The sequence below is a fragment of the Billgrantia desiderata genome (assembly GCF_900108215.1).
In the GTDB taxonomy this organism is placed as follows: Bacteria; Pseudomonadota; Gammaproteobacteria; order Pseudomonadales; family Halomonadaceae; genus Halomonas; species Halomonas desiderata.
This window is the reverse complement of record NZ_FNVC01000018.1, coordinates 58,797-71,599: the sequence shown is the minus strand read 5'-3', so window position 1 is coordinate 71,599 and position 12,803 is coordinate 58,797. Positions and strand designations below refer to the sequence as shown.

At 66.1% G+C, this 12,803-nt stretch carries 15 protein-coding genes; 4 read left to right on the top strand and 11 right to left on the bottom strand.

Annotation, left to right across the window (positions count from 1 at the left end):
• Positions 1 to 134 precede the first annotated feature (134 nt).
• A complete protein-coding gene (locus C4S71_RS15620) occupies positions 135 to 1,010 on the top strand; it encodes a DMT family transporter (RefSeq protein ID WP_086509521.1) in 876 nt (291 codons plus the stop codon).
• 11 nt (positions 1,011 to 1,021) lie between these two features.
• Here C4S71_RS15620 and C4S71_RS15615 read toward each other — a convergent pair whose 3' ends face one another.
• The 3 genes from C4S71_RS15615 to C4S71_RS15605 are packed head-to-tail and all read right to left on the bottom strand — an operon-like array spanning position 1,022 to position 3,636.
• Positions 1,022 to 1,894, bottom strand: a complete 873-nt coding sequence (locus C4S71_RS15615; RefSeq protein ID WP_176342820.1) for a metal ABC transporter permease — start codon at positions 1,892 to 1,894, stop codon at positions 1,022 to 1,024.
• A 40-nt stretch (positions 1,895 to 1,934) separates the two neighbouring features.
• Positions 1,935 to 2,726 carry a metal ABC transporter ATP-binding protein gene (locus C4S71_RS15610; protein ID WP_086509520.1) on the bottom strand — a complete coding sequence of 264 codons (792 nt, stop codon included), beginning with the start codon at positions 2,724 to 2,726 and terminating at the stop codon, positions 1,935 to 1,937.
• Positions 2,719 to 3,636: a metal ABC transporter solute-binding protein, Zn/Mn family gene (locus C4S71_RS15605; RefSeq protein ID WP_103969743.1), complete on the bottom strand. Its 918-nt coding sequence runs from the start codon at positions 3,634 to 3,636 to the stop codon at positions 2,719 to 2,721. Before C4S71_RS15605 ends, C4S71_RS15610 begins: the two co-directional genes overlap by 8 nt.
• 164 nt (positions 3,637 to 3,800) lie before the next feature.
• Here C4S71_RS15605 and mntR point away from each other — a divergent pair, with 164 nt between their 5' ends.
• Positions 3,801 to 4,283 carry a manganese-binding transcriptional regulator MntR gene (gene mntR / locus C4S71_RS15600; RefSeq protein WP_086509558.1) on the top strand — a complete coding sequence of 161 codons (483 nt, stop codon included), beginning with the start codon at positions 3,801 to 3,803 and terminating at the stop codon, positions 4,281 to 4,283.
• Positions 4,284 to 4,333: 50 nt separating this feature from the next.
• Here mntR and thiE read toward each other — a convergent pair whose 3' ends face one another.
• Positions 4,334 to 4,951 (bottom strand): thiamine phosphate synthase, encoded by a 618-nt coding sequence (gene thiE, locus C4S71_RS15595; RefSeq protein WP_086509518.1) that lies wholly within the window; start codon positions 4,949 to 4,951, stop codon positions 4,334 to 4,336.
• A 193-nt stretch (positions 4,952 to 5,144) separates the two neighbouring features.
• Positions 5,145 to 5,675, bottom strand: a complete 531-nt coding sequence (locus C4S71_RS15590; RefSeq protein ID WP_086509517.1) for a C40 family peptidase — start codon at positions 5,673 to 5,675, stop codon at positions 5,145 to 5,147.
• 144 nt (positions 5,676 to 5,819) lie between these two features.
• On the opposite strand from C4S71_RS15590, the gene gloA reads away from it, so the two are divergent.
• Positions 5,820 to 6,353, top strand: coding sequence for a lactoylglutathione lyase (gene gloA, locus C4S71_RS15585; RefSeq protein ID WP_103969742.1), 534 nt, complete (start codon positions 5,820 to 5,822; stop codon positions 6,351 to 6,353).
• A 113-nt stretch (positions 6,354 to 6,466) separates the two neighbouring features.
• Here gloA and C4S71_RS15580 read toward each other — a convergent pair whose 3' ends face one another.
• The 3 genes from C4S71_RS15580 to C4S71_RS15570 form a co-directional block, all read right to left on the bottom strand.
• Positions 6,467 to 7,435 carry a tripartite tricarboxylate transporter substrate binding protein gene (locus tag C4S71_RS15580; protein WP_103969741.1) on the bottom strand — a complete coding sequence of 323 codons (969 nt, stop codon included), beginning with the start codon at positions 7,433 to 7,435 and terminating at the stop codon, positions 6,467 to 6,469.
• Between the two features lie 68 nt (positions 7,436 to 7,503).
• Entirely contained in the window at positions 7,504 to 9,024 is a 1,521-nt protein-coding gene (locus C4S71_RS15575; RefSeq protein ID WP_086509514.1) for a tripartite tricarboxylate transporter permease, read from the bottom strand.
• Between the two features lies 1 nt (position 9,025).
• Entirely contained in the window at positions 9,026 to 9,466 is a 441-nt protein-coding gene (locus tag C4S71_RS15570) for a hypothetical protein (protein ID WP_235014530.1), read from the bottom strand.
• A 219-nt stretch (positions 9,467 to 9,685) separates the two neighbouring features.
• On the opposite strand from C4S71_RS15570, the gene C4S71_RS15565 reads away from it, so the two are divergent.
• Positions 9,686 to 10,504, top strand: coding sequence for a helix-turn-helix domain-containing protein (locus C4S71_RS15565; protein ID WP_086509512.1), 819 nt, complete (start codon positions 9,686 to 9,688; stop codon positions 10,502 to 10,504).
• On the opposite strand, the gene C4S71_RS15560 is transcribed toward C4S71_RS15565, so the two are convergent.
• The 3 genes from C4S71_RS15560 to C4S71_RS15550 all read right to left on the bottom strand — a co-directional run bounded on the left by C4S71_RS15560 (position 10,501) and on the right by C4S71_RS15550 (position 12,785).
• Positions 10,501 to 11,238, bottom strand: coding sequence for a dioxygenase family protein (locus C4S71_RS15560; protein WP_086509511.1), 738 nt, complete (start codon positions 11,236 to 11,238; stop codon positions 10,501 to 10,503). The two genes, C4S71_RS15565 and C4S71_RS15560, sit on opposite strands and share 4 nt — an antisense overlap.
• 106 nt (positions 11,239 to 11,344) lie before the next feature.
• Entirely contained in the window at positions 11,345 to 11,788 is a 444-nt protein-coding gene (locus C4S71_RS15555) for a DoxX family protein (RefSeq protein ID WP_103969739.1), read from the bottom strand.
• A gap of 82 nt (positions 11,789 to 11,870) precedes the next feature.
• Entirely contained in the window at positions 11,871 to 12,785 is a 915-nt protein-coding gene (locus C4S71_RS15550; protein ID WP_103969738.1) for a LysR family transcriptional regulator, read from the bottom strand.
• Positions 12,786 to 12,803: the final 18 nt, after the last annotated feature.

Genomic DNA, 12,803 nt, shown 5'->3' with positions numbered 1-12,803 from the left:
CTCCGCCCTACCCAATGCGCCATCTTGGGGCATGGCACTTGCCGCCATGCGTCCCACCCGTTAGGTTGTTAACCAACAAGCCCCGCCGTCCATCCCGGTCGGCGGGGTGGTTTTTTCCTGTCGGGGGAGGGGCCATGTCGCCGTCATTGAAGGGCATTCTGTTCATGTGTGCCGGCGTACTCTGCCTGGCCATCGGCGATGCCATTGCCAAGTGGCTGGGCGAGGTGCACTCGCCGCTGCAGATCATCTTCTTCCGTACCCTGGTCTCGCTGCCGTTGATCGCCGTGCTGGCGCACTACGGCGGCGGCTTGACCAAGCTACGCACTCGTCGCCCCGGGGTCCACCTGGTGCGCGGCTTGATCTATACCGGCACCATGGGCTTCTTCGTGCTGGGGTTGACCATGCTGCCGCTGGCCGAAGCGACGGCCATTGCCTTTGCTGCACCGCTGTTCGTCACTCTGCTGTCGGTGCCGCTGCTCGGTGAACGGGTCGACTACCAGGTCGTGGCGGCTTCGCTGTTGGGCTTTATCGGTGTGATGGTGGTGGTGCGGCCGGGGGGCGAGGGGTTCCATCCCGGTGCGTTGATCATGCTGGCCGCGGCGGTTTTCTATGCGCTGCTGATGATCACCTCGCGCCGCTACGGGGCCACCGAGCACCTTTGGGCCATGGTGTTTTACATCACCCTGGTGCCGCTGGTGCTGAGCGCCGCGACTCTGCCCTGGGTATGGCAGGATCCGCACCCCTGGCATTGGCTGGGGTTCCTCGGCGCCGGCGTGATAGGGGTGGGAGCGACGGCCTGCATCACCATGGCCTTTCGCTTCGCTCCGGCGGCCATTGCCGCCCCCTTCGATTACACCGCCATGCTGTGGGCGGTGCTGCTGGGATGGTGGTTCTGGGGGGAAATGCCCGACCTCTGGGTCTTCCTGGGTAGCACGCTGATCATCGGCAGTGGCCTGGCGATCGCCTATCATGATCGCCGGACCACGCTCAAACGCCGCCCCACCTCCTAATTCCGATTTAGCTAAACCCGATTCAGGCGCCAGCGCCGCCACTGGCGCGCCACCAGGCCGTGCTTGGGGGCCGCCAGCAGGGCGACGAGGAACAGGCCGGAAGCCACCAGTACGATGGCGCCGCCCGAGGCGACGTCCAGCGACACTGAAAGCACCAGCCCCACCACGGCGGAGATGACGCCGACGGCGACCGAGATCGCCAGCATCAGCGGGAAGCGGTCGGTCAGCAGGTGGGCCGTGGCGCCCGGGGTGATCAGCATCGCCACCACCAGGATGATGCCCACGGTCTCCAGGCTGGCGACGATGGTCAGGGTCAGCAGCAGGATCAGGCCGTAGTGGATGAAGCTGGTATTGAAGCCCAGCGCCTGGGCCTGCTGCGGATCGAAGGTGTAGAGCAGCAGCGGGCGATAGGCGAGCCAGATGGTCAGCACGGTCACCAGGCTTGCCGCCAGCGTCAGCATCAGCGCGGTGGTCTGCACGCCCAGCACGTTGCCGAACAGAATGTGCATCAGGTGGGTGCTGGTGGCGATCTTGCTGATGATCACGATGCCCAAGGCAAAGGCAGCGGTGAACATCAGGCCCATGGCCGCATCCGCCTTGATCCGGGTATGGCGCTCCAGCGCGCCGATGCCCAGCGAGGTCAGCGCGCCGGTGACGAAGGCGCCGATGAAGAACGGCCAACCCAGCAGGTAGGCGATGGCCACCCCGGGCAGCACCGCATGGGAGATGGCATCGCCCAGCAGCGACCAGCGCTTGAGCACCACGTAGCAGGAGAGCAGGCCGCAGATCGCTCCCACCAGCACCGAGGTGAGCAGGGCGCGCTGCATGAAACGGTACTCGAAGGGCGCGGCCAGCGGCTCGGGCAGCAGGTTCACCACCAGCATCAGCAGGGCGATCAGGCCATCGATCACCTGGGCCAACGTCTCAAGCTGCGGCACGTGCACCCCCGTAGGCAGAGCCGGAGGCCGCTCCTACCGCCAAGCGGGCCAGCATGGCGTCGCTGAGCATCTCTTCCGGTGTACCCATGCCGACGACCTGACGATTGATCAGCAGCACGCGGTCGGCATGGCGACGTGCGCTGGGCATGTCATGGGTGACCATGATGACGGTGCGGCCCGCGTCGCGCTGACGCTCCAGAGTGGCGAGAATCAGCGCCTCGCTGGGCGGATCGACCCCGGCCAGCGGCTCGTCGAGCAGCAGGATGCTGGCCTGCTGTGCCAGCGCGCGGGCCAGCAGCACGCGCTTCTTCTGGCCGCCGGACAGCTCGCCGATGGGGCGCTCGGCATGCTCGGCCATGTCGACGGCATCCAGCGCGGCTTCCACGGCCTGGCGGTGGCTGGGGTTGGCCCAGTGGCGCGGCAGCAGGCGCTGCCACAGTGGGTCCTGGCGCATCAGGCCGTAGCGGCCGGTCAGCACCGTCTCGCGTACCGAAATGGGAAACTCCCACTCCATGTGCTCCTGCTGCGCCATGTAGGCGATATGGCCGGCCCTGCGCTGCACCGCTGGGCTCTCGCCAAGGATACGCAGCTCGCCGCGCAGCGGCGTGAGGCCGCCGATCACCAGCTTGAGCAGGCTCGACTTGCCCGCCCCGTTGGGCCCCACGATGGCGGTCCACTCGCCCTGCGGCAGTGCCAGGGTGACGTCTTCCAGCACGGGGTGCTGGTGATAGGCCGCGCTGAGGCGGCGTGCCTCGAGCGCCGGTGCCGTGTCACTCATGAGTGCCTCCCAGGGCCTCGCGCAGCAGCCCGACGTTGTGGCGCAGCATGCCGGCGTAGTTGGGTGCTGCGCCGTCCGGCTCGCTGAGGGAATCGACGTAGAGTGGGCCGGCGATTTCTACCTCGGTCTCGTCGGCCACGCTGCGCACGTGGCGGTCGGAAATGGTGCTCTCCCAAAAGATGGCGGCTGGCCGCTTCTCCTCGATCAGATCGACGATGCGCATGATCTGGCGCGGCGAGCCCTCTTCCTCGGCGTTGGTGCCCCAGATGCCGTCGTGCTCGAAGCCGAAGGCATCGGCGAAGTAGACGAAGGCCGCTTCGCTGGTGATCAGCAGGCGCCGTTCCTCGGGAATGTCTGCCAGCGTCTCCAGCAGCTCCTCGTGCAACGCATGCAGCGACTCCTGCAGGGCCTCGGCGCGCGCCTGGAAGGCGTCGGCGGCGTCGGGTCGGGCCTCGGCAAGCGTATCGGCGATCACGCCCACGTATGCCGCCGCGGCGCGTGGGTCCATCCACATGTGCGGGTCGACCTCGCCGGCGTATTCGCCGGTGGCGATCGGCTGAGTGGTATAGCCGCTCTCCTCGGCCAAGGCGACCACCGGCACGCCGCTGCCGACCGTGGCGTTGATCTGAGAGAGCCACTGCTCCAGGCCGTAACCGTTGTAGAACACCACCTCGGCCTCTTCGAGCGCGATGAAGTTGCTCGGAATCAGCTCCCACTCGTGGACCTCCGCCCCTACCGGTGTGAGCACCGTGACATCGGCGTCGTCACCCGCCACGTCGCGCACCAGGTCGCCGATCACGGAAAAAGTAGCCGCCACCTTCAGGGGCGGCTCTTCGGCCTGGGCCGAGGTCGACATGGCGAAGGCAAACGCAAACGCGCTGAGCAGCAGGAAGCCCTTGGGGGTCGGCATCGGTCACTCTCCTCTGTGGCCAGGCGTTGAAAGGCAGTTGTTACGTTCTGGTGAATTTGTAAGCGCATAGACAGTATTTTAGCCAAGGTTAACTTGTAGAGTAGTAGGAAATCTCTATCGAGGTCTTGTTGCTGCCCTATGAGCACTTTGGCTATATTGGCGCGATGACCGACTCGCCGAACGACGTGACCCCGGATCGCCTGTGCAAGGCGGATGCCCTGCCGCCCAGCGACCAGCATGCGCAGCAGTACGCCGCCGTGCGCAACGCCCACGAAACCGAACTTCTCGAAGACTACGTGGAATTGATCGCCGATCTGCTCGAGCATCAGGGCGAGGCGCGCTCGACGGATATCGCCGCTCGCATGGGGGTCAGTCAGGCCACGGTGTCGAAGACCGTCACCCGGCTCAAGTCGTTGGGACTGGTATCCAGCAAGCCCTACCGTTCGCTGTTCCTGACCGAGAAGGGCGAGGCGATGGCGGCCATGTCGCATCAGCGCCATGCCATCGTGCTGCAGTTCCTGCGCGCCCTCGGCGTCAGCGACCGCACCGCGCGCATCGATGCCGAAGGTATGGAGCATCACGTCAGCCAGGAAACCCTGGAGATCATGCAGCGTTACACCCGCGAACAGGGGCGCCGTGACGCCTGAGGCTCACTCGCCTCAGGCTGCCACTTGCTGTTTTCCTCGCACGCTTTTCTCTAGGCTTTGGCGAAGAACGCCCTGGCGGCGGCCTCGGCGTCCGGTTGTCCGCAGATTGCCGATACCACCGCCGGCCCTTTGGCTCCCGCGGCACGCACCGCGGCGGCATGCTTCGCCTTGAGGCCGCCGATGGCCACGGCCGGCAGCGGGCTTGCCGCCACCAGGGCGGCCAGGCCGTCGAAGCCGAGCGGGGTGGCGTGGTTGCGCTTGGTCGAGGTGGCGAACACCGGGCCGAAGCCGAGGTAGTCGAGGGCGGCCGGGTCGAGGCGCGAAAGCTGCTCATGGTTCTGCACCGAGAGCCCGAGGATGGCGTGCTCACCCAGCGCGGCGCGGGCTGCCGCCACGTCGCCATCGTCCTGACCCATGTGCAGGCCATCGGCCCCGCTTTCCAGCGCCACCCTCAGCCGGTCGTTGACGATCAGCGGCACGCCGCTGCCGGCCAGGGCCGCCTTGAGACGGCGCGCCTGATCGATCATCTCGTCGTCGGAGGCGTGCTTGTCGCGCAGCTGTACCACGGTGACGCCGCCACGCACCGCAGCCACCACGGTCTCCACCAGCCCGTGGCGGGCGCAGAGCTCGGGGTCGGTTACCAGATAGAGGGAAAGATCGAGCGGCATGGCATCACCAATGCGATTGGAAAGCTACTCATCTTACCAGAGCGATGAGGCTACGCTTTGTCTGAAAACTGTCTGCGCTCGGTCATACGGCGTTAAAACTCGGCTCAAAGTACTCATTTACACCGCGTAAACTCCGTCTTTTCACCGATTTTTGCCTTGTCTGACCGTCGCTCGACGACTTTTCGGACAAAGCTTAGGGGGCTGGGCCGGCGGCACCCAGAAACCGTTGCTGCCAGTAGTCGATGTGCAACGGCACGCTGGTGACCTCGCGCCCGCTGCCCGGGGCGTGAATCATCTGGCCGTTGCCGCGGTAGATGCCCACATGAGTTGCCTTGCGGCGGTCGCCGAAGAACAGCAGGTCGCCTGGCTGGGCCTGACGCACCGCCGGCAGGGCACGAAACTGCTCGTCGGCGGTGCGCGGCACCTGAATGCCTGCCGCCCGGTAGGCCATCTCCACCAGGCCCGAGCAGTCGAGGCCTTCAGGGGTATTGCCACCGAAGCGATAAGGGGTGCCCAGCGCATTCTTGGCCGTGGCCAGGATCAGCGCCCGCTCGATGGAGAGAGCGTCCGGGCCGCGGCTCGGATCGTGAGTGGCGATATCGCGGCTGGCGCAGCCGGCCAGCAGGGTCAGTGCCAGCAGCCAGGTCAGATGGCGCAGCAAATGCCCGACGGCACTGTGAAAGGCCCCTGGCGCTACCTGTTCTAGCCTGGATGAGGTCGGCATGGGCGGTCGCTCTTCATGGCGGTGCTTTTCCTACTTTAGCGCGATCCGAAGGGCATGACAGCTGCCGACGGCTGGAAAAACGTCGTAACGATCCGCATCATCCTGATGACGAGCAAGATGACAGCGACACCAAAGGAGAAACGCATGAGCTTCAAGGGAGAGCAGCACCCCGGTGTGCAGACACCGACGGCCGATTCGCAGGGCTTTCGTCTCAATCACACCATGCTGCGGGTGAAAGACCCGGAAAAGGCGCTGGCCTTCTACACGCGGGTGTTCGGCATGCGAGTCATGCGCCGGCTCGACTTCGAGGAGATGAGCTTCTCGCTCTACTTCCTGGCCAGGCTGGATGACGGCGAGCAGGTGCCGGAGGACCAGGGCGAGCGCACGGTCTGGACCTTCAGCCAGACGGGGCTGCTGGAGCTGACCCACAACTGGGGCACCGAGAGCCAGGACGACTTCGCCTATCACGACGGCAATGCCCAGCCCCAGGGCTTCGGCCACATCTGCTTTTCGGTGCCCGATCTCGATGCCGCCGAGGCGTGGTTCGATGCCAACGACGTCACTTTCGTCAAGCGCTCGGACCAGGGCAAGATGAAGGACGTCATCTTCGTCAAGGACGTGGACGGCTACTGGATCGAGGTGATCCAGGCCGACCGCCTGGGTGCGCTGGGCGACTGAACTCGCCACCCAAGTCTCCTGTCCATGCCAACCGCCCATGCAAACAGCGACGCCGCCCCGTAGGGCGGCGTCGGCGTTCGAGCGGCCCTGTCACGACAGGGCCATGGCGAGGATCACTCTTCGCCGGGCAGGCCGCCGAGCTCTTCGATCAGCGCCTGGTAGCCTTCCACCTGATCGCGCAGGGTCTGGGTGACCTCGTCTTCCGCAATGTAGGTCACCGGCATCAGGATGCGCTCCTCGGTGATCTCGATGAAGCGCGGATCCTGGGTGGCTGCTTCCAGCGCCTCGGCCAGACGCTCGACGTGGGCGTCGGGGGTGTTCTTCGGCACCATGGCCACGCGGATCTCGGCGGCATTGATGTCGTAGCCGGCTTCCGGCAGGGTCGGCGCATCCGGGAACGCCACCAGACGATCTTCGGCCAGGCTCAGCAGCACCGGCATCTCGCCGGTCTCGGCGTAGCCGGAGTGGGTGCCGCCGCTGTAGGCGAAGTCGACGTCGCCGGAGAGGATCAGCGGTGCCATGCCGGCGCCGCCGGAGGTGGGTACGATGCGCAGCTCGAGACCTTCCTGCTGGGCGATGTACTCGATGATCATGCGATCCAGCGCGGTCTGGGTGGCATAGCTCATGCCCGGGTTCTCGCGGGCGTACTCCACCAGCTCTTCCCAGCTGTCGCCGAAGGGGCGATCCTCGCCGGTAACGATGGCCGACTGGCCGAGGGTCACGCCGGCCACGTAGCGGAAGTCGTCCAGCTCGTAGGTGGTTTCGCTGGAGAGCGGGCCGAAGGTGATGGTCATCGAGGTGCCGAAGACAAAGGTGTAGCCCTCGTCACGGCTGTTGGCCAGGCGGGCCAGGGCCACGCCGCCGCCGGCGCCCGGCTGGTTGACCACGTTGACCGGCTGACCGAGCTCCTCGGAGAGGATGTCGGCCAGCACGCGGCCCTGGATGTCGGTGCTGCCGCCGGCACCCCAGCCGATCACCATGGTCACCGGCTTGGTCGGGAAGTCGTCGGCCTGGGCCATGCCGGCTGCGCCGAAGGCCATGGCGGAAGAGAGGATGGCAGTACCCAGCAGTTTCATTTTCATGAGTTGGAACCTCGTGGTTGCGCTTGTTGTGTTGTGGTGTGGTGATGCCGGTCGCTGCCGGCTGTGGTTCAGTTACCCGACGCCTTGAGGCGCTTCTGGCGCCACTGGCGATAACCGCTCCAGCCCAGGTGCAGCGCCATCAGCGCGGTGAAGACGACGAAGGCCAGAGCGATGGGGCGGTTGAGCAGGATGGCGATGTCGCCGCCGGAGAGAATCACCGCCTGGCGCAGGTTCATCTCCAGCATCGGCGTGACGATGAAGGCCACCAGGAAGGTCACGAAGGAGTAGTCGAACTTTTTGAGGAAGTAGCCGAAGATGGCGAAGGCGAACACCGTGACCAGGCCGAAGGTGCCGTAGCCCTGCACCTGGATGCCCGCCAGGCACAGGAAGATCACCACCGGGATCACGATGTGCGGCGGCACGCTGGTGACCTTGGCGAAGATGCGCAGGCCGTACCAGCCCACCGCCAGCATCAACAGGCTCGCCACGATCATCCCCGAGAACAGCGTGAACAGCATCTCGGGATGGTCGCGCAGCATCAGCGGCCCCACCTGGATGCCGTGGATCATGAACGCCCCCACCAGCAGCGCGGCGGAGACGCTGCCCGGAATGCCCAGGCCGAACAGCGGAATGTAGCTGGCCGGGATCACCGCATTGTCCGCCGCCTCGGCGGCCGCGATACCGTTGGGATTGCCCTTGCCGAAACTGTCCGGATCCTTGGCGCTGCGCTTGGCCAGGCCATAGGCCATGAATGCCCCCACCGACGGCCCTAGCCCCGGCAGTGCCCCCACGAACGCCCCTATCCCGGTGCTCTTGAACACCGTCGGTAGCGTGGCCTTGAACTCCTTGAACGACAGATCGTCCGCCTTGTCATGGCTCAGCTTGATCACGCTGGCGCCCTTGTTGCGGCGATACTCATCCAACTGCACGAACATCTCGGCTAGCGCCAGCGTGCCGATCACCAGCGGCAGGATCGGCACCCCCTCCATCAGCTCGGCATAACCGAAGGTCAAGCGCGCCGCCCCGGTCTCCGGATCGAGCCCCACGGTGCCCAGGATCACTCCCATGCCGCCGGCCGCCAGCCCCTTGAGGAACGAGCCCCCCGCCATGCCGGCGATGAACACCAAGGCAAAGATCAGAATCGCCGCCAGCTCGTACGGGCCGAACTTCAGCGCCACCGAAGCAAACGGAATCGCCACCGCAATCAACAGCAGTGTCGCCAGCAGATCGCCCACCACCGACGCCAGCAAGCCCACCTTCAGCGCCTTGCGCGGCTTGCCCGCCCGCGCCATGGGAAAACCGTCCAGACAGGTCGCCGCCGACGACGGCTCCCCCGGTGTATTGAGCAGAATCGCCGACACCGCACTGCCCGCTGCGGTGCCCTTGGACAACCCGATCAGAAAGGCGATGGCCGCATAGGCCGACATGTAGAACGTCAGCGGAATGGCGATGGCGATCGCCACCGCCCGGTTCAGCCCCGGGATCACCCCCACGATATAGCCCAGCAGCACCCCGCCGAGAATGATCGCGATCGACTCATAGTGCAGCGCCGCGGCGAAGGACGACAGAATGGCATCGAACCCGATCATCTCACACCACCCCGATGCGCATCAGATGCGCCGTCAGCCCATACAGCCCGATAGCGGGAATCACCGCCGTCAGCAGCACCACGTGCCAGCGGCGCTCGCCCAGCAACAGCAGCAGCGACCCGATCATGAACGGTGCCACCCAGGTCAGCGGGAAGCGATCCACCAGCACGATGAAACCCAGCACGAAGAGAAACGGCCAGGTCTGATGCCATAGATGCCCGAGCTCGGGCAGGCGAAAGAACGGCTGGCGCCGGCGGATCAGCGCAATGGCGCTGAGCAGCGCCAGGGCCAGGGCACAGGCCAGCATGACCCAGGCGCCGAGGGTGGCCAGGGTACGGGGATGCATGCCGACGGCGAAGCCGCGGCCGCCGTAGGTGGGCACGACCCAGGTGAGCAGCAGCAGCGCGAGGGCGGCGACGCCCAGGGCGGACCAGAAGTTCATGCGTAACGATATGGGATTCTCGGACATATTGTTGTTAAGGCGCCGATTCGGTAACGGGAGGTTGAGTAGCCGTAAAAGCCATGTAGAGATTTCAACGAGTGTCGATTGAAACAACTGTGAGCTGTGGTGGGATTTGGCGCTGCGTTGCACTCTAGTGCACTTTCTGCGAAAGTAAGTGCGCCAGAGTGCATCACCCTGCCTGGCGCACCGGGAGCCCCCATGCACGACGACTTCGTCGCCAACCTTCGGCTGTTGTGCAGCTATTACCCTTCCATTGCCGAGGTATGCCGTCGGCTGGAGATCAATCGCGCCCAGTTCAACCGCTATCTGAGCGGACGCTACCGCCCCCGACATGCCGCCATGCGGCGTCTGTGTGCATTCTTCGGCGTGGAAGAGCACGAACTCTACCTGCCGCACGAGAACTTCGTCTCACTGGTGCAGGCGGGGCGGCTGCCGGTCGAGTCGTCACGTCAGGGGGGAGTCGAGTGGCCGGACGCCCTGCTGCAGCGCGGCCGTGAGGACATGGCTCGCTACCTGGGGCGCTATTTCGAGTACTACCACTCGATGGCCCAGCCCGGGCACATCATTCGCACGCTGGTGTGTCTGGAGGAGCGGGAGAGCGGCATCGTCTATCAGCGCACCGAACGCATGCAGGGAGCGAATCAGGTTCGGCCCTGTCACAACCGCTATACAGGGGTTGCGGTCAAGCTCGCCGACCGCATCTTCCTGACCGACTACGAAACCCTGAACGGCTACGAAGTGACCCATACCATCCTGTTTCCGACCTTCCAGAGCCAGGTGACCCGGCTGACCGGGCTCCGGCTCGGCGTGGCGGACAATAGCGAGCGCATGCCCTGCTGCGTGCGGGTGCTGTTCGAGCGGATCGACGAGCAGGTGGGGCTGCGTCGGGCCCTGTCGCAGTGCGGCCTGCTCGCCCTCGACGACCCCAGTCTGGACGCCGCGCTGCTGGCCGCGGTACGCAACGACGTGGCGCCCGGCGAGCCGCATTTCCGGGCCCGCCACCAGCGGGAGTTCTAGGCGAAGGCGTAGACATCCATGGCCAGCACTCCGTGCTCCACGCTGTGGTGCAGCCGGCTGGCCTCGCCGCCCGCGCCCAGCGCTACCAGCAGCGGCTGGAAGTGCTCCGGCGTGGGGTGATTGCGACGCGCCTGGGGGGCGGTTTCCCACGCCAGCAGGGCTTCGCGCTCACCGTTCGTCAATCTCTCGTGCACCCAGTCGGCGAACTCGCCAACCCAGGCCGGCGTCGGTGCGCCCTGCACCTGCATCTCGCTGAGGTTATGGGTCAGGCTGCCCGAGCCGACTACCAGCACGCCCTCTTCACGCAGCGCCGCCAGCTTCTCGCCCAGCGCCATCAGGGCCTGGTTCGACCAGGTCACCGGCAGCGACAGCGATACCACCGGCACCTCGGCGGCGGGAAACATCAGCGACAGCGGCACCCAGGCGCCGTGATCCAGGCCCCGCTCCACCGGCACGGCGTTGAGCGTGCGGGCCAGGCGCAGTGCCAGCTCGGGGTCGCCCGGCACCGGGTACTGGCACTCGTAGAGCGCGCGGGGAAAGCCGCCGAAGTCGTGGATGGTCTCGGGTCGCTGGCTGACGCTCACCAGCAGGCGCTCGCTGGCCCAGTGGGCCGAAACCACCACGATGGCCTTGGGCGAAAGCCCGGCGCCGAGCTCGCGCAGGAAGTCGTGGGCCGGCCCCGGGGTGAGGGCCAGCATGGGCGAGCCGTGGGAAATGAACAGGCTGGGCAACATGGCATAGCTCCTTGAAAAAGCTCCTTGAAAAAGCTCGTTGGCAAAGCGCCTCGATGCCTGGCGCCGCGGGGCGGCGCCAGGCAGTGGGCCAGTTCAGGCAGAGAGGTCAGGCGAAGCGGCGGCTGACGACGAAGCTGCCGCTGCCGAGGCCGGCCTGGACCAGCAGGGCGATGGCCCAGAATACCGGGTACTCCCAGCCGCCGCCCGGGTTGGAGAATACCCAGCCGTTGCCGGCATGCGCCCAGGCGGCGCCGAGCAGGATGGGCACCAGGGCCAGGCTCACCCAGCGAGTGTAGATGCCGAGCACCAGCGCCAGGCCGCCGCCGACTTCGGCCAGAATGGTCAGGTAGGCGATGAAGGGGGGCAGGCCGAGCGACTCGAAGAAGCCTACGGTGCCGGGCACGGTGAAGACGAACACCTTGAGCAGGCCGTGGGCCAGGGCCATGATGCCGAGCGACACACGCAGCAGGGCGGTGGCATGGGCCTGGTTTTGAGCCTGGATCTGAGCTTGAGCAGGTGCAGCGGCAAGCGGGGTAGCGGTGGTTTGCATGGGAAAGAACTCCGTTGTTGTCAGGGATGCCTTCACTCTACGCCGCACTTGACTCGGGATAATCCTCTCCAGGTGAACAACTTTATTGCGCAATGGGCGACAAACCCATCTCGCGCTCCCACTCGGGGGGATCGCCCCAGGCCTCGGCGAGGTAGTCGAGCAGCCGCTCGACCTTGGCCGGCAGGTGGCGTCGCGCCGGGTAGACGCCGTAGATCCCCAGGGTGATCGGCTCCTCGTTTTGCAGCAGCGGTACCAGGCGCCCCTGGCAAATGCTCTCGGTGATCAGAAAGCTCGGCTGATGGGCGATGCCCAGCCCGGCTTCGGCGGCATGGGTCAGCACATCGCCGTTGTTGCTCTCCAGCGGCCCGTGAACCGTGAGGCGCTGCCCGCCGAACTGCCACTCGCTGCCGCCGGTGGTGCGATAGCGCAGGCAGCGGTGCTCGGTCAGCTCCGCCAGGCTGCGCGGCTCGCCGTAGCGGGCCAGGTACTCGGGCGAGGCGCACGCTATCATGCGGCAGCGCGCCAGCCGCTGTGCCACCAGAGTGGAGTCGGGCAGGCTGCCGATGCGGATGGCCAGGTCGTAGCCCTCTTCCAGCAGATCCACCCGGCGGTCGTTGAGGTCGAGGCGTACCTCCAGCGCAGGATGCTCGACCATGAAGCGCGTGATCAGCGGCGAGAGAAAGCGCATGCCGAAGGACATCGGGCCGTTGACCCGCAGCCGGCCGCACACCTCGGTGCTGCCGGCGCCCAGCTCGGCCTCGGCCTCTTCCAGCGCCTGCAGGATGCCCTGGGCGCTGGCCAGGTAGCTCTCGCCGGCCTCGGTGAGGTGTAGGCGCCGGGTGGTTCGCTGCAACAGGCGCACGCCCAGGTGGCTCTCGAGTTCCATGATCAGGCGCGAGATGCGCGTGCGCGACAGGTCCAGCGTTTCCGCAGCGCGGGTGTAGCTGCCGAGTTCGGCGACTCGCACGAAGGCTGTCATGGCATCCAGCAGGTTCATGGGATCTCCTCGCGCAGC